Consider the following 15,326-nt stretch of genomic DNA (forward strand, 5'->3'; position numbering starts at 1 on the left):
ATCGAGGAGATCACGGCGCGGGTGGAGGAGAACGTCCAGACGTTCCAGCAGATCGTGGCCTCGACCAACCAGCAGCAGCTCGGGATCGAGCAGGTGATGCAGGCGCTGCACAACATCCGGCAAGCGGGGCAGCAGAACGCCGCCGGCACCCGTCAGGTCGAGGCCGCGTCTGCCAACCTCACAGAGCTATCACAGACGCTCATGGCCCTGGCCGAACGCTACCGACACTGAGACCTTACGGCGCTGATCCCGCTTTGCGAGACCGCTCTACGTCGGGTTGCTGAGCCTCCTTCACGAGGACCCGCGCCTGGGCGATGAACAGGTCGATCTGCACGATGCCCTGGTTGATCGCCGAGATGAGGCTGGCGTTGACCTCGTCAATCTGGGCATCGCCGGTCAAACCTCGTGCGCGCAGGTCCGCGAGCAGCGTCGACATCTGGTCCCGCTGTGCTCGCAGGTCCTGGAGGATCACCTCGGCACGCGCCTTCTGCAGGCTGATGGCTTCACCGCTGACGAGCAGTTCCACGGCAGCGATGTCGACACGGGCACAGGGGATCGCTCTTCACCGCTTCGGCGTAGCGGGACGATGCCTTCACTCATGGTTCAAGTCCCCGCCCAGTTTCGAGTAGCCTGTGCGGCGCAGTCTGCCCAATGCTCTCGGTACATGCCCGCGATAGACGAGCGTCAATGATCATCTCCATCAACACGCCTTGATCATAGCGGGCTGGGATTGCCCCGTTTCTGTGGCTCTTACTCACTTTGCGTGGACGGCGGCGGATTGACTCGGGCCGGTGATCGCCTGAACGTAATTACCCACGCCCTTGCGCGGGACGGATTTCGCTGATTCCCTCGTGAGATGGGCTGCAGCGAACTGGAACGGCTGAGTCGCGAGGAGCTCATCGAGCTGGTGCTGCGGCTGCAGCGTCCGGAGAAGACCTCACGCACCTCATCCAAGCCGTCCGCGACGGATCGCAAGGAGCAGCGCGAGCACTTTAAGCCCGGCGGCGCTAAGCCCGGTCACGAGGGTCATAGCCGCGTCGTGAGCGATGACCCTGATACGATCGTCCAGCATCGTCCCGAGGCGTGTGCGTGCTGCGGCGCCAGCCTGCACGCCGTTCTTCCGGCAGAGGTCGTCAGCGTGTCCGAGCGGATCGAGTTGCCCGCGGTGGCGCCGATCGTGACCCAGCACCGGCGGCTCGCGGTCCGTTGCCCGAGCTGTGGGGAGCGGGTGGTCGCACCTGTGCCGGAAGCGGCACGCGGCACGCCCTTCGGCCCACGACTGCACGCGGTGGCGACGTACCTGAAGACCTTCCAGGCGCTCTCGTACGAACGGCTGCAGGCGGCGCTGTCCGACCTGTTCGGCCTCACCCTCAGCCAAGGCGGGTTGATGAACTTGCTCCGCCGCGCGCAGGGCTGCTTCCATCCCGGCCGTGACGTGGCCATCGCGACCCTGCACACGGCCGAGGTCGTCGCCTGCGACGAGACCGGCGTGCGCATCGAGGGCTCGAACGCTTACCACTGGCTGTTCCACTCGGCGCAAGCTGTGGTGCACGCCGCCTCGCCGACGCGCGGCGCTGTCGTGGTGCGGGAGATGATGGACGGGCACCGGCCCGCGGTGTGGATCTCCGACCGCTACACCGCACAACAAGGCCATGCCGCCGAGCACCAGACCTGCCTGGCGCATCTGGCTCGCGACGTCGCCTACGCCGTCGAGGTCAGCGACGATCCCGTCCCCTGGCGCCTGCAACTCTGGTTGCAAAGCGTCTTCGCCCTGGCCGAGCGCGTCACTGACTTGGCCGCCGCGACACTCTCGGCCAAGCGCCGGAGCCTGGATCGGCAGCTCGGCGCCATCCTGACCACGCCGAGCCGCTGTGACCTGACCCGCGACCTGCAGGCCAAGATCAGCCGCGCCCGCGATCAGCTCCTGGTGTTCCTCGCCTATCCCGGGAAGGTCGAGCCGACGAACAACGGCTCCGAGCGGCTCCTGCGTCCGGCTGTCGTGCAGCGGAAGGTCACCAACGGCTATCGCGCCATGTGGGCAGCTGAGGGCGAGGCCGCCATCCGCACCGTCGTCGACACCGCCCGCCTGACAGGCAGCAGTCCCTTCGGCGCAATCCTCAAAACTATCGGCGCTTGAACCCTGCCATCAGACGCGTGGGTAATTACGCCTGAACTGCCCTCCCCACCGTGGAAGGCATGCATATTCCCTTCGCCATCCCCGAGTGCCGCATCAAGCGCGTCGTCGAGCAGGATCCGGACCGCATCGTCATCCAAACGCGACGGCGCGGAACGAGCGGTCGGTGTCCTGATTGCGACCGCGCGAGCCGGTCCGTGCACAGCCGCTATCACCGCCATCCCGCCGACCTGCCGCTCTCGGCATCACAGACGGCGCTACGCATCGAGGTTCGACGGTTCTACTGCTGCAACCCATCCTGCCACCGGCGCACTTTCGTCGAGTCGCCGTCCGAGCTCCTTAGCCCTCGCGCTCGACGCACGCGGCGGCTGGCTGAAGCGCAGTGGCGGGTTGGTATCGTCTGCGGTGGCGCGGGCGGTGCGCGTCTGTTGAAGCATCTGCGCATGCCGGCGAGCCGCGCAACCGTGCTGCGGCTCATCAGTGCCCTGCCAAGGGCCGACGCACCGTCACCTATCCACGTCGGCGTCGACGATTGGGCGATGCGGAAAGGCTGCCGCTACGGCACGATCGTGGTGGACCTGGACCGCCATCGCGTGATCGACCTTCTCCCGGACCGCACCGCGACGACGCTGGCCGCCTGGCTCGAACGGCGCCCTGACATCCGGGTCGTCGCCTGAGACCGCGCGAGTGAAGATGCCCGAGGCGTCAGCCTCGGCGCACCCCAAGCGTTGCAGGTCGCCGATCGGTGGCACCTCCTCGCCAACATGCGTCAAGTCGTCGAACGCTGGCTACATGGTGCTCATGCTCAGCTTCGGGGCCTGACGCCCGCCCCCGGCTCGGCAGAACTTCCGGCCCGGCGCGATCACGCCTTCCCACGCAGCACCCCGGAGCTTGACGCAGGGGCGGAGAGCCGGACGCGATGGCGAGCCATCTACGACGAGGTGCGTCAACGGCGTGCGGGCGGCGAGACGCTGCTCGGAATCGCCCGCGCGATGGGGTTGGCTCGCGCCACTGTACGCAAATAGGCTGCGGCCGACACCTTCCCAGCCCGATTGCCCCATGGTGCCGGCCCGAGCCTGCTCGATGTGCACGTGGGCTACCTCGTGAGACGGATCGGCGAGGGCTGTGAGAACGCCATGGCACTGTGGCGTGAGATCCGGGAGCGCGGATACTCCGGCACGAGCCGGCAGGTGCATCGCTTCGTCACCGAGCGTCGGACGAAGCCGATCCGGTCGGGCCGTAAGCCCCGAAACGAGACAGTAGGCATGCCGGAGCGGCCTGCGGCGGGAAGCCCGCTGCCGACCGCGCGGCAACTTGCGTGGCTCATCGTCGAGCCGACCATGGCTTTGGATGCGGCTGCCGCCGCCGTGGTGACCCACGTCGAGCAGGACGAAACCGCCAAGGCGGTCGCCGGCCTGGCACGCCGCTTCACCGCCCTCGTCCGTGCCTCGGGTGTGAACAGGACGGCGACCGAGGGGCGGGCTAGCGCCGCGGATCTCGACCCTTGGATCGCGGAAGCGAGGGCTTGCGGCGCTCCTGCCATCGCCACCTTCGCCTCGGGACTGGAAGGTGACGCCGCCGCGGTTAGGGCTGCCCTGACCGAGCCCTGGAGCAGCGGTCAGGCCGAAGACCAGATCAACCGGCTCAAGCTGATCAAGCGCCAAAGCTACGGCCGGGCAGGTTTCGATCTCCTCCAGCGTCGCATGGTCCTCGCCACCTGATCCACGCAAAGTGAGCAAGAGCCACCAAACAGGGGCAATCCCACCGTCGACATGTCCCAAATCTCGGACAAATGCTGGCACAACTTGGTGTTCTGCACGCTCAGCTACGCTGCAGTCGATGGTTGGCGCGTATGTTGTTCACGCCCCTGGAAACGTGCAGCGAACTCCGCTGCGGGCAACGGTCGTCCGAATAGATAACCCTGTGCCTCTGGGCAGCCCTTCGAGAGCAAGCGCTGGCGCTGCTCTTCGGTCTCAACACCCTCGGCGATCACTTCGAGACCGAAGTTGCGGCTCAAATTGATTACCGCCCGCACGACCGCCGCATCCCGCCGATCAGTGCATAGACCACTCACGAAGCTACGATCGATCTTCAGCCGCGTCAGTGGGAAACGCTTGAGCAGGCTAAGCGAGGCGTAGCCTGTACCGTAGTCGTCGAACGCGATGCCGACGCCCAGGGTGCGTAAGGCCTGCAGCGTGGCGACTAACCTTGGGTCGTGACGCAGGATGATCGTCTCGGTGATCTCCAACTCCAGATTGTCAGGCGGCAGTCCAGTCTCTGCTAGCACGGCTGCAACCCGCTCAACCAAATCACCATCTCGAAATTGGGCCGCGCAGAGGTTCACCCCAATCCGGAAGGGATGCAGGCCACTTTGCCGCCAAGCCTGTGCCTGGACGCAGGCGGTGCGCAGAACCCAGTCACCGACCCGAGCTGCATCAGGACCGTTGTCGAGCACCTCTAGGAACGCGGCGGGCATGAGCAGACCGAGTTCAGGATGCTGCCACCGGATCAGGGCCTCGGCGCCGACGAGTGCACCGTCCGATAAGTCTACCTGCGGTTGGTAATGCAGTACGAACTCGCCGTTCTCGATGGCGCTACGTAGCCCGTCGCGGCACGTCCGCTCACGTTGTGCGACCTCGCGCAAGTTCGGCGTGAACAGACAGACGCGTCCGCGTCCATCTACCTTCGCACGGTAAAGGGCGGCATCGGCGCAAGCCAGTAGCTCGTCTTCGCGCTGTCCATGAGCGGGACTCAGGGCGATGCCAACGCTGACACCGAGACGCACGACGAGGTCATCGACATGGTAAGGCTCAGCGAGGGCCTCGATCACCGCCTGGCCGGTGGCAGTCGCCACCACGGGGTTACCGACGCCGGGAAGTACGGCTGCGAACTCGTCGCCACCATAGCGTGCCACTACGCCCATGGTGTCGATGCAGGTACGCAGGCGAGTTGCCGCCAGCTGAAGAACGACATCGCCCACGGCATGCCCGTGCGCGTCGTTGACCTCCTTGAAGCCATCGAGATCGAGCATCAGCACCGTCGCTGGACGATCTTCCAGGATCGCGGCCCCTATCCGACCGCGCAGAACTGCTCGGTTGGGCAGCTCAGTGAGGGGATCGAGATGCGCAAGACGGAACATGCGTTCCTCGAACACGTGCCGTTGGCTGACATCGCGCACGATCACCCCGAAGGCTGCGTGGCCATTCTCGATCCAGGAGGACAAAGACAGCTCGACTGGGAATTCGCTGCCGTCCTTTTGCCGTCCGATGAGTTCGACGGTACGACCGATTAGCCCTGTCGCCGTCCCATGCGCGATACGGCGCAGTTCACCCTCGTGTCCGCCGCACATTCGATCGGGCACCAGGATTGCAATGGACTGGCCCAGAGCTTCGAGCGCCGTATGTCCGAACAAGCGCTCGGCAGCCGCGCTCCAAAAGCTCACCCGCCCCAGCTCGTCCGCGCAGATGATGGCGTCGGACGAGGTTTCGGCGATGTGCTCGAAGCGCAACTGAGTCGCTCGCCGGGCCGCCTCGACGCGGCGCAACTCCAGCCGATCCAGCACGAGACGGGCGAGGTCGACGAGGATACGCCGGTCTCGGCCTGTGAAGGAACGTCGCGGTTTGGGACCGGCGAGGCAGAGCGTACCGATGGCATGCCCGTCCCCGGTACGTAGCGGCACGCCTGCGTAGAAGCGGATGAACGGGGCGCCGGTGACCAGGGGATTGTCGCGGAACCGTGGATCTTGGGAGGCGTCGAGCACGACGAGGATGTCGGCTTGCGCGATCGTCCGAGCACAGAATGCGACGTCGCGGTCGGTCTCGCACAGGCTTAGGCCGACTTTGGCGTGGAAGACCTGCCGGTCCCGATCGACGAAGGAAACGAAGGCAGCCGGTGCGCCGAGCAGGCGGGCGGCGAGTTCGACGATGTGGGCGAGCGACGGGTCTGGCTCGGCATCGAGGATCTCGTGCTCGGCCAGCGCCTGAAGCCGAGCCTCCTCGTCATTCTGTACGGGTGTAGATCGCACGGGAGGGCTCCGGATCGAACGGGTGAGCGCGGCGGAGTCAGCGGATGAGGTCACCTTCCATGTCGGGCGCTGCGCCGACATTCGGATCGGGGTAGGCGCGGGCAAGAGCAGCGAGCCGCTCAACCTTGGTGAGGCAATCGTTCAAATCATCGCTCGCGCCGATCTGCACGAGTTCATGGATCAGAGCCCCCACCAGTGTCTCCAACGACAGGCCTAAGCTGTGGATCTGCGCCCCACGCGGGCCGGTGACGCCCTGCTCGATCTTCTCAGCCAGAGAAGCGCTCAGCCGACGCGCGCCCTCGACGCTGATCTGAGGTGTCATGGTGCGGATCTCGGCCATGACGGCCTCACGCCGCCCGGACAGTGGCGAGGAAGCGCCCGACCTCGGCCGCGAGGTGCTCGGACTGGCGCGATAGCTCGGAGGATGCATCCAGTACCTGGCTCGCTGCTGCCCCTGTCTCTTCCGCAGCACTAGCTACGCCCGAGATGTTGCTCGTCACCTCACCCGTCCCCATCGCCGCCTGGCTGACATTGCGGACGATCTCCTGGGTCGCCGCACCCTGCTCCTCCACGCCCGCCGCGATCGAGGTCGCCACGCCGCTGATCTCGCGGATCCGCCCGGTGATGCCGCCGATCGCCGTAACCGCTTGGCTGGTCGAGGCCTGGACCTTGGCGATCTGGCCTGAGATCTCATTCGTAGCCTTGGCGGTTTGCTCGGCCAGGGCCTTCACCTCGGAGGCCACCACCGCGAAGCCTTTGCCCGCGGCACCGGCACGTGCGGCTTCGATCGTAGCATTGAGCGCTAGCAGGTTGGTCTGTCCCGCGATGTTCGAGATCAAGCCAACCACATCGCCGATGCGTGCCACGGCGCTGCTCAGCTCCTGCACCAAGGCGCTGGTTTGGTCGGCCTCGACCACCGCGAGGTGCGCGAGGCTAGCCGATCCATCGACCTGCCGCCCGATCTCCTGGACGGATGAACCGAGCTCCTCCGCTGCTGCCGCCACGGTGTTGACGTTGCTGGCGGCCTCCTCAGCCGCGGCTGCCACCGCGCCGGACTGGGCGGAGGTCTCACCCGCCATCGCCGCCATTGACCCGGCCGTAGCCTGCAATTCGGTTGCGGCAGCGGACACGAGACCGATGATCCCACCGACTGCGGCCTCGAAGCTGTCAGCCATCTGGCGCATGCCGGCCTTGCGCTGCTCATCGGCGGCCAGTCGCGCCTGCGCGGTTTCAGCCTCTAGCTGACGGGTGCGGATCAGATTGTCCTTGAACACCTGCACGGCAGAGGCCATCGCGCCGATCTCATCGAGGCGCGCACGATACGGCACCTCGGCTTCTGCGTTGCCGCCGGCGAGCACACCCATCGCCTGGGTCATGGTTTGGATCGGACGAGAGACGCGCAGCAGTCCAAAGGCAGCGGCGGCGCAAGCGGCGGCGAGTGCCAGTACCACGGCGATGTAGGCGGCCAGTGAGGCGGCATCGGCTTCGGACATGGCCGCGTCAGCATCGCGACGAGCTCCCTGCTCGTTCAGGGTGACGTCGCGCGAGAGATCGGCGCGGGCTTCGTCGTAGAGGTTTGCGGTCTCGGGTGCGCTCATCAGCTTGAGAGCAGCCGGTTGCTGACCGGCCTCCATCAGGCGCCGCATCTCGGCATCTACCTGTTCGAAGCGTCGCCAGGCAGAGGCGAAGGCATCATAGAGAGCGCGCTCCTCCTTTGAGGAGATCAGTGGCTCGTAGGTCTTTCGTGCCTGAGCAAGTTTCTCATGGGTTGTGGCGAGCTTGGCCTCGTTCTCGGCCAGATGAGCTGGCGTGTCGGACAATATGAGCAGACGCAGCTGCTTGATCCGGACCTCGGAGGCTAGCTCTCGCATCTGACCAGCAGCGACGACGGACGGCAGCCAGTTCGCCGCAACCTCGGCGACGGAGTGACGGATCCCTGCGAGCTTGACGTTCGAGAGTGCGCCCTGGCCGGCAGCGATGAGGGCGAGCAGGCCGAAGGCGGCCGAGAGTGCCGCCTTGAGGGAGAGTTGGAGGCGCATCATTCAGCTTCTCGCAGGAATAAAAACAGTCATCGCACTATAGTCGGCGGCGAGATTAGACAATAATATTGAGTGTATTCGTTAATTAATGGTTTATTCCCGTCTATATCGAACCAATTGACCAATATGCAGCGCCAAACAGACGCAATCACATCAAATGACGGTTATTCTTACCTGCTGCATCCAGCCTCAACCACTAATTGCGTGTTCGCTCGCGGGATAAAGCCCATTACCTCGTCGTCGACAAATCCGTCATTTGATAATTTCCCGACGTCTCGCTCAGGATGGAGCGTGCAATCTGACGGAACGCTGCACCTTCCCGCATCTGCGGATGCCACAATTCTCCGATCAACTGCCTTGCCGCAGAAGCGTAGGCTGATACGGAAAACGACCATCGGCTTCCGTTCGTCATACCGTCCGACCGCAGACCCTCACCGCATGGCTCGCCCCGCCCCACCACCCGCGCGGATTCTCGCTCGGGGTGATCGGTGGAAGTCGCCAGCCGCTTGTCGGCAGCTCTTCTTCGATTCCGTATCCACAACCTGCCTTTGTGGATCTCCTCTATCCGTGGGGTGAATTGGTTTGCACCTTATGCTGTGAATCGGCTTCGAAGCATGACCCCGGCAAAAACTCAGCTAACGCTCTCTTCAAAATGCGAAAATCGAGATAGAGGCGGGGTCACGATCGGCGCCGACCGTGACCGCGCCTCGAAGTAAAATTCAGCACATATCTCAACGCATTGAACCCGATTCCGAGAGGGGTGAAGCTTCGGGTCTGACTCACATTCGGCGCAGGCGGGTTGATGGATCTCGGCTTTCGTCGTCGGAGATCCTGTCATGTCTCGCAGTCTGCATGCTGGTGCCGTCATCCCGTGCGGCCTCGTCATCGATCATGTCGAGGTCGGCGCCGTGCTGACCATCACAGCCCGGCCAGTCGCCGCATCCGCCCGATGCCCGGGCTGCGATCGGACCTCGTCTCGAATCCATAGCCACTACACCCGCACCCTGTCGGACCTGCCGGTTGCCGGGAGACGCGTCGCGCTCGATATCCGCGTCCGTCGTTTCCGTTGCATCGGATCGGACTGCCGGACCAAGATCTTCGCCGAGCGGCTCGGGTCTGACCTTGCCGCCGCCTATGCCCGGCGTACGGCTCGGCTCGACTGCATCGTGCATCATCTCGGCGTTGCCCTCGGCGGTAGACCCGCAGCCAGCTTCGCCCGACGGCTCATGGTCCCGGCCAGTCGGGATACGGTGCTGCGGACCGTGCGCCGCCGTGCCGTCCGTCCGGTGGAGCATCCGAGCGTGATCGGCATCGACGACTGGGCCTTCCGGCGGGGACAGCGTTACGGCACGCTGGTCTGCGACCTGGAACGCCGGCGTGTCATCGCCCTGCTGCCGGATCGGGAGAGCAGCACCGTCGAGGCGTGGCTTGCGGCCCATCCCGAGATTACCGTCGTCGCCCGCGACCGCGGTGGTTGCTACGGCGAGGCTACGACGCGGGCGCTCCCCAAGGCGATCCAGGTCGCTGACCGATGGCACTTGATGGAGAACGCCAGCGCCGCCTTCCTCGACGCCGTGCGCAAGTCGATGGCCGCCATCCGCATCGCTATGGGAGCCGCGACGGTCGATCCCGAACGTCTGACCTGCGCCGAGCGCCTGCAGTACGACCGCTATCTTCGGAGGAAGGCGACGGGCGAGGCGATCCTGGCTCTGTCGCGACAGGGCATGCCGATCAAGAAGATTGCCCGGACGACCGGGCACAGTCGCAAGCTCGTGCGCGACGTGCTTCGCGGTCTGACCGGCGACGTCTTCCGCGCCCGCCAGAGCAGCCTGGATGCCCATCTGCCCCGGCTCGATGCCGAATGGGCGGCCGGCTGTCGCAACGGGGCCGAACTCTGGCGTCGGCTTCGCGCGAACGGGTTCACCGGCAGCTTGCGGGTGGTCGGGGAATGGGCGACGCGGAGGCGACGCAGTGAGCGGGCGCCGGAGGGCGCGCCCAGCAAGGTGCCGTCAGCACGGATCCTCTCCCGGCTGATGACGACGGGGCGGGACAGCCTGACGAAGGCCGAAGCCGTCCTCGTGGCGACGATCGAGGTGGAGGTGCCGATGCTCGACGAGGCAAGGGCCCTGTTGTCGCGCTTCCAGGCCATGATCTGCGCACGGGGTCGACTGGATCTCGACACCTGGATCGAGGCCGCGGCCCGAAGCCTTCTAGCGTCCTTCGCCGGCGGCCTGCTCAAGGACAAGGCGGCTGTCGCTGCAGCTCTCACGCAACCATGGTCGAACGGCCAGACCGAAGGGCAGATCACCCGCCTGAAGCTCGTGAATCGGCAGATGTTCGGCCGTGCCAAACTCGACATGATCGAAGCTCGGCTGATCGGCACACCATGAGCCGCCCTGCATCGAGATTGCGTCTGACCCAAGCTTCGACGCCTATTCACATTCCTGTGGCTCAGCGCGAACCCATTTCAGGATTATCCGCCGCGGTGCGGTAGGGATGTGCGCGAGGCCGGGATGCAGCCTGACGGTTGGTCCCAGCCGGTTGCATCAGGCTGGCTTACAGACCCTCTGGCAAGGATAGGTTCAAGGCAAACGGACTTCCTCGGGGCGGATTTCGACAAGGGTGGAGGCCCCTGGATCGGGACCTCCGGAAGCGCAGGGCGCCTCGAAATCACATGCCGTGCTTCATCATCATGCGCCGGCGCATCATTTTCTTATGCATCATGCGCTTCTTCATCATCATTCGGTCGCCGTGCATCATGCGGACTTGCGTGATGCCGGCATTAGACTGGAGTCCGTTGACGGACATCGGGGCTGCCGACACGTTGCCGACGCCGAGCGTGAGGCTGCTAAGCAAAGTTGCCGCAGCGAGAGCGAAGGTCGTCTTTTTCATTATGGTCTCCTGAGTTCGGCGGGCATATTAGCTCGACAGCCAATCAGGCTCTGGAACTCCATGCCCCGTGCGACACCCAATCCGGGCGCCAGCGGTCCATTACGGGCTCGATGACGAAAGAGTTTCGATAATCGATGCAAAAATAAATGCCTTACAACGTACAAGGCGCCAATTCGGTTTTAAACAAACGAATTATTAATCTGGGTTAGTTTAACGATAAGCTTGGCCGATCAAGTGGTTCATCATTGATTTGGTCTGAAGCTATCTGACGAGTGCCGCCGTTTTTTCTAAGGCTTGGTCAACCCCGGCGGCGCGACCGTCGGAGCTGTCAATGACGCGTATCCCCGTCTCGATCCTGTCGGCTACCCTGTTGTCTACCCTCCTCTGTCCGGCCGATGCTGCCACGAAAAAGGTTCGGGTACCGAACCTGTACGATGGCTCATGGACTATTGTCGCTGCGACCGCTCAAGGTCCGTGTTCAGCCAGCACGAGCTATCAGGTAAAGATCAAAGACGGTGACGCCTCGGTCCCCGGCAATAAGATCGACATCGACGGCGGCGTGTCTGCAAACGGTTCTGTACAGGCCACGATCACCAAAGGCTTCAGCAAGGTGCCGATTGCCGGTAGCCTCACCCGAAGGGCAGCGGTAGCGGGACTTGGCGCACGTCGGGCGGATTGGTCGAGTGCAGTGGCGGCTGGAGCGCCCGACGTGCTGGATAGTGTGCTTGGCGCTGCTCCGTCGGGCGTATCGCGGCTTCATAGAATTGCGTGACGGCGGCCCCAATGTGAGGAGCAGCCGGCTGTGCGCGGCGGACAGCTCGGTGCACGGGCCAGAGAGGCCGCCGCGAGTGCGTAGCAACCGGCGATTGTGCACGATCGGTTCAAAGCCGAGAGGTGGTCACACCTTCGCGTTGATCTCACGCAGCCGCATATTGCCGATCGCCCGCGCCCCGGCTGCCGTCGCATAGGAGTAGGACGATTGTTCCGATCGCTGACCATCAGCCGAGGTAATGGTCCATCGGAAGCATCCCGCATGGGTGGTGCACGGCACTACACTCACACGATTGGGCCGATAGGTAAGGTACGACATCGGGAGCCGATGCTTACGAGCCATCTGCCTTCTACGAGGCGCGAGACGATCAAGTTTCAGTTCTTGCCCCGTCACTAGAGGTACGCCAGCGGCGCGATGACGATCGGCTATGAGGGCTCGGCCCAGTGCACGATCCGATCACGGGCTGATGGCGTGTGGGACATGCCACTCACCGACCAAGTCGAGCGAGGCGGAGTAGATCACCGTCCCGCCCTCATCGCGCACCCGAACCGAAAACGTGTGATGATCCCGGTCCGGAAGCTTGTTGCGGGCCATATCTGGCAAGGCATCTAATGCTTCGATGCGAGCGGCTTCCAGGCTCGGCAATTCGAAACCCTCATCATCCTCAAACCGGAAATCGCCGTCATCGGTGTCGAAGAAAAAATGTGGCATCGGATGTCAAGCCCTTACGCAAGCGGGAGCTCGCTGGCTCTCAGCGCTGATGCTGTAATATTCGATTGCCATCATGTACAGTCTTAAATCTATATAAAACGACATGGATCAAGATAAGATATTGTGCGTTTGATCGGTGCGCATCAAAAGATCGCAAAATCGCTCCAAGAAGATGGTTGTGCGCAATGCGAGTGCTTGAGCATGCGCCGGAACGGCCCGTGATCGTGCGGCTGCTTCAGCGTCCATTGCAGGACGTGCAGACCGGCGCACGGCAGCCCTGCCTCCTCGCTGGAAGCCCACCGTCTCCGATCTCCTCGGAGATGAAACGAGGATCGCGCCCGTGGATGCGGTGCCCGCCGACCTCGCGATTGAGGCCGACCCGTTGGCCTCACCCCAGGTGAAGCGCTTGCACGGGACAGCGCAGTCTCGTCGAGGGCGGACCGAGATCTAGTGGGGGCTCAAGCCGCGCGCGCCAACTGCTCCTCGATCCAGGTCTGCGCAGCATCGAGTTCGGCGAAGGTGGGTCGAGTTGGGGTATCGACCCACCCGAAGCCCGCTTCCAGGAACCACATCCCGGCCATGTCCTCGTGATAGCCCGAGAGCTTCACCAAGACTGCGGTCAGGAAGCCGTCAGCGAAGACCAACTGCCCGTCGATATCGTAGCTGCCGGTGGCGACCTGCACCGGCTGTAGGCGAAGGGTCATGCGGCCGCCCGTCTCTCCAGATGCAGGTATGTCGGGTCAAACTCGGAGATCCGCAAAAGTTCGTCCCAGGCCTCGATCGCCAGCGTGCGGTTTCGGAGCGTAAGCAGCGTCTTGCCGCGCATCTCCTGGATCACACGATTGACGTGCACGGTGGTGAGCCCCAGCGCATCGGCGAGATCCGCCTGGGTGACCGGCAGCGGGCAACGGTAGTTCCCGGCCAGCCCTACCGCTTGCAGCTTCAGATACAGCTCGCAGAACAGGTGGGCGACGTGCTCGAAGGCCGAGCGCCGTCCCATGCTGACCAACCACTCGCGGAAGATCCCCGCATCGATCAACGTGTCGCGCCAGAAGATCGCCGCGATGCCAGGGTGGCGTACCGTCAGCTCCCTCAGACTGTCGTGTGGAATGAAGGCCACGGTGGCTTTGGTCAGCGTGCCGAGGCTGTGATCCATAGTGGGGACGTGCAGGCTCTGGAGATCCGGGATGTCGCCCGCGATGTGAAACGACAGGATCTGCCGCTTGCCCTGGCTGAGAAGCTTGTAGCGGCAGGCCCAGCCGTCGATGATCAAGCAGCAATGCGAGGGCTTGTCGCCGTCGCGCACGATGTCCTGCCGGGCGTCGAGGTTGTGTATCCGAACTGGCAGGCTCTCGATGGCCCGGCGATCCGTATCCAAGAGGGGTGCGATGCTCTTCAGCTTGCGGATAAGCATCGTCATGGCGTGTTGGTCGGGAGCTGACGGCATATTGCTTCACTCTGCACCGCAGGTGGAAGCGCGCAGCTTTCCCAGTCATCAGCGCCTGCATCAAACCAACTGATGATAATCCCTATGATAGACGGAAATTATCTACGTATTCGGTCATAAGATGGGTTACTGAGGCATTCATTCCTCCTATCGCTCTCACTTCCCAGTACCTCTGCTTTGTTCGCGCACCGTGGGCATAGCTATCAGCTCGACGTTTATCGGGATGCCAGTCTTGAACGCCCTGTTGCACGACGCGACTCAGGCCGAACCTCGACAAATCCTGTCTTTTGATCAGATGGGTTTTTCCATCCGTTGGCATGAGTGTCTGGCTGTTGCCGCGATGATGTGAGCGCAGTTGGCTGCGCGAGCGTTCCTTGCCCCTTTATAGCTTGCACGGCTTCTTCCGACCCGAGTGCACTCAAGTCCCGTCGCCCGGTTCGGGTGGCGGGACCTTTTTGGGTGCTGATCATCCGTTCCCGGTCAGGGCGGGGAAACTCGAGATTGCGCCCGTGCTGCCTCCGCAGGATCGCGGCCGCTTGGCCGAGTGTTCTTTCGAGGGGCACCTTCCGGGCGCAAATTCGTTCTCTCACCCATGAGGGCGGTCCGATGCAGCAGGCGCTGACGCGGAAGCTTGAGAGCTTCGAGCCTTTGTCCGACCAGGCCCGCTGGGCCCTGAACGGGCTGGCGCTCAAGGTACGGCAGGTCGGTGCGCGCTAGGATCTGATCCAGGAAGGCGACAAGCCCGACAACGTCCTGCTGATCCTCGATGGCTTCGCGTGCCGCTACAAGATGCTCTCGGACGGCCAGCGCCAGATCATGGCCCTTCTGGTGCCGGGCGACTTCTGCGACCTGAACGTGTTCATCCTCGACGTGATGGACCACAACATCGGCACGGTCTCGGCATGCAAGGTTGTGGATGTCCCGCGCAAGGCTATCGACGAGCTCGCGGCCCATCACCCGAGCATCTCGCGGGCCTTCTGGTGGTGCTCTCTGGTCGACGGTGCCGTCCTGCGTGAGTGGCTCGTCAACATGTGTGGACGTGCCCCAGGTCAGCGCATTGCCCACCTTCTGTGCGAACTTCTCATGCGCCTGGAAGCGGTCGGACGTGTTACCCATAACAGCTACGCGTTCCCGCTGACGCAGACCGAGATCGCCGAGACGATGGGCCTGTCCGACGTGCACGTGAACCGGACCCTGCGGGAGCTGCGCGCGCTCGGCCTGATCCACCTCAAGAGCCGGGTGCTCACCATCCTCGATGTCGAACGGCTGAAGGCCTTCTGTAGCTTCGCGCCGAACTACCTGCACCT

Annotated in this window: 12 protein-coding genes and 2 pseudogenes; 6 read left to right on the top strand and 8 right to left on the bottom strand. The window is 63.8% G+C overall.

Annotation, left to right across the window (positions count from 1 at the left end):
* Positions 1 to 231 (top strand): annotated as a pseudogene (locus tag MKK65_RS22265) (hypothetical protein); the annotation flags it as partial.
* A 4-nt stretch (positions 232 to 235) separates the two neighbouring features.
* On the opposite strand, the gene MKK65_RS22270 reads toward MKK65_RS22265, so the two are convergent.
* The gene (locus MKK65_RS22270; protein WP_243960249.1) at positions 236 to 526 is read right to left on the bottom strand and encodes a hypothetical protein; all 291 of its coding nucleotides are present in this window, start codon (positions 524 to 526) and stop codon (positions 236 to 238) included.
* A 330-nt stretch (positions 527 to 856) separates the two neighbouring features.
* Between MKK65_RS22270 and tnpC the strand changes: the two genes are divergently transcribed.
* Positions 857 to 2,137, top strand: a complete 1,281-nt coding sequence (tnpC, locus tag MKK65_RS22275) for an IS66 family transposase (protein ID WP_243960250.1) — start codon at positions 857 to 859, stop codon at positions 2,135 to 2,137.
* A gap of 59 nt (positions 2,138 to 2,196) precedes the next feature.
* Positions 2,197 to 3,855: pseudogene (locus tag MKK65_RS22280) on the top strand (ISL3 family transposase).
* 104 nt (positions 3,856 to 3,959) lie between these two features.
* Here the strand turns inward: MKK65_RS22280 and MKK65_RS22285 are convergent.
* The 3 genes from MKK65_RS22285 to MKK65_RS22295 are packed head-to-tail and all read right to left on the bottom strand — an operon-like array spanning position 3,960 to position 8,197.
* Complete coding sequence (locus tag MKK65_RS22285; RefSeq protein ID WP_243960251.1) at positions 3,960 to 6,158, bottom strand: putative bifunctional diguanylate cyclase/phosphodiesterase; 2,199 nt, start codon at positions 6,156 to 6,158, stop codon at positions 3,960 to 3,962.
* Positions 6,159 to 6,195: 37 nt separating this feature from the next.
* Positions 6,196 to 6,498 carry a hypothetical protein gene (locus MKK65_RS22290; protein WP_243960252.1) on the bottom strand — a complete coding sequence of 101 codons (303 nt, stop codon included), beginning with the start codon at positions 6,496 to 6,498 and terminating at the stop codon, positions 6,196 to 6,198.
* 7 nt (positions 6,499 to 6,505) lie between these two features.
* Positions 6,506 to 8,197 (bottom strand): methyl-accepting chemotaxis protein, encoded by a 1,692-nt coding sequence (locus tag MKK65_RS22295; protein WP_243960259.1) that lies wholly within the window; start codon positions 8,195 to 8,197, stop codon positions 6,506 to 6,508.
* Between the two features lie 836 nt (positions 8,198 to 9,033).
* Here MKK65_RS22295 and MKK65_RS22300 point away from each other — a divergent pair.
* The gene (locus MKK65_RS22300) at positions 9,034 to 10,587 is read left to right on the top strand and encodes an ISL3 family transposase (protein WP_243960253.1); all 1,554 of its coding nucleotides are present in this window, start codon (positions 9,034 to 9,036) and stop codon (positions 10,585 to 10,587) included.
* A gap of 280 nt (positions 10,588 to 10,867) precedes the next feature.
* Here the strand turns inward: MKK65_RS22300 and MKK65_RS22305 are convergent, their stop codons facing one another.
* Entirely contained in the window at positions 10,868 to 11,089 is a 222-nt protein-coding gene (locus MKK65_RS22305) for a hypothetical protein (protein ID WP_243960254.1), read from the bottom strand.
* Between the two features lie 331 nt (positions 11,090 to 11,420).
* Between MKK65_RS22305 and MKK65_RS22310 the strand changes: the two genes are divergently transcribed.
* Positions 11,421 to 11,861: a heme utilization protein gene (locus MKK65_RS22310; RefSeq protein WP_243960255.1), complete on the top strand. Its 441-nt coding sequence runs from the start codon at positions 11,421 to 11,423 to the stop codon at positions 11,859 to 11,861.
* A gap of 456 nt (positions 11,862 to 12,317) precedes the next feature.
* Here the strand turns inward: MKK65_RS22310 and MKK65_RS22315 are convergent, their stop codons facing one another.
* From MKK65_RS22315 to MKK65_RS22325, 3 genes are all read right to left on the bottom strand, one after another.
* Positions 12,318 to 12,572, bottom strand: a complete 255-nt coding sequence (locus MKK65_RS22315) for a DUF6894 family protein (protein ID WP_243960256.1) — start codon at positions 12,570 to 12,572, stop codon at positions 12,318 to 12,320.
* Between the two features lie 458 nt (positions 12,573 to 13,030).
* The gene (locus tag MKK65_RS22320) at positions 13,031 to 13,276 is read right to left on the bottom strand and encodes a hypothetical protein (protein ID WP_243960257.1); all 246 of its coding nucleotides are present in this window, start codon (positions 13,274 to 13,276) and stop codon (positions 13,031 to 13,033) included.
* The gene (locus MKK65_RS22325) at positions 13,273 to 14,019 is read right to left on the bottom strand and encodes a Crp/Fnr family transcriptional regulator (protein WP_243960258.1); all 747 of its coding nucleotides are present in this window, start codon (positions 14,017 to 14,019) and stop codon (positions 13,273 to 13,275) included. The genes MKK65_RS22320 and MKK65_RS22325 overlap by 4 nt, the downstream gene beginning before the upstream one ends.
* Before the next feature lie 723 nt (positions 14,020 to 14,742).
* On the opposite strand from MKK65_RS22325, the gene MKK65_RS22330 reads away from it, so the two are divergent.
* Positions 14,743 to 15,326: Crp/Fnr family transcriptional regulator (locus MKK65_RS22330; RefSeq protein WP_409565481.1), on the top strand; the 584-nt coding region annotated here is incomplete at its 3' end.

Source organism: Methylobacterium sp. J-001, from assembly GCF_022829565.1.
Lineage (GTDB): Bacteria > Pseudomonadota > Alphaproteobacteria > Rhizobiales > Beijerinckiaceae > Methylobacterium.

What these genes read in the sequence shown, in the direction of transcription:
- MKK65_RS22325 (WP_243960258.1), bottom strand. Translation starts at nt 14,019, where the DNA reads ATGCCGTCAGCTCCCGACCAACACGCCATGACGATGCTTATCCGCAAG.
- MKK65_RS22305 (WP_243960254.1), bottom strand. Translation starts at nt 11,089, where the DNA reads ATGAAAAAGACGACCTTCGCTCTCGCTGCGGCAACTTTGCTTAGCAGC.
- MKK65_RS22315 (WP_243960256.1), bottom strand. Translation starts at nt 12,572, where the DNA reads ATGCCACATTTTTTCTTCGACACCGATGACGGCGATTTCCGGTTTGAG.
- MKK65_RS22290 (WP_243960252.1), bottom strand. Translation starts at nt 6,498, where the DNA reads ATGGCCGAGATCCGCACCATGACACCTCAGATCAGCGTCGAGGGCGCG.
- MKK65_RS22295 (WP_243960259.1), bottom strand. Translation starts at nt 8,197, where the DNA reads ATGCGCCTCCAACTCTCCCTCAAGGCGGCACTCTCGGCCGCCTTCGGC.
- MKK65_RS22300 (WP_243960253.1), top strand. Translation starts at nt 9,034, where the DNA reads ATGTCTCGCAGTCTGCATGCTGGTGCCGTCATCCCGTGCGGCCTCGTC.
- tnpC (WP_243960250.1), top strand. Translation starts at nt 857, where the DNA reads ATGGGCTGCAGCGAACTGGAACGGCTGAGTCGCGAGGAGCTCATCGAG.
- MKK65_RS22310 (WP_243960255.1), top strand. Translation starts at nt 11,421, where the DNA reads ATGACGCGTATCCCCGTCTCGATCCTGTCGGCTACCCTGTTGTCTACC.
- MKK65_RS22320 (WP_243960257.1), bottom strand. Translation starts at nt 13,276, where the DNA reads ATGACCCTTCGCCTACAGCCGGTGCAGGTCGCCACCGGCAGCTACGAT.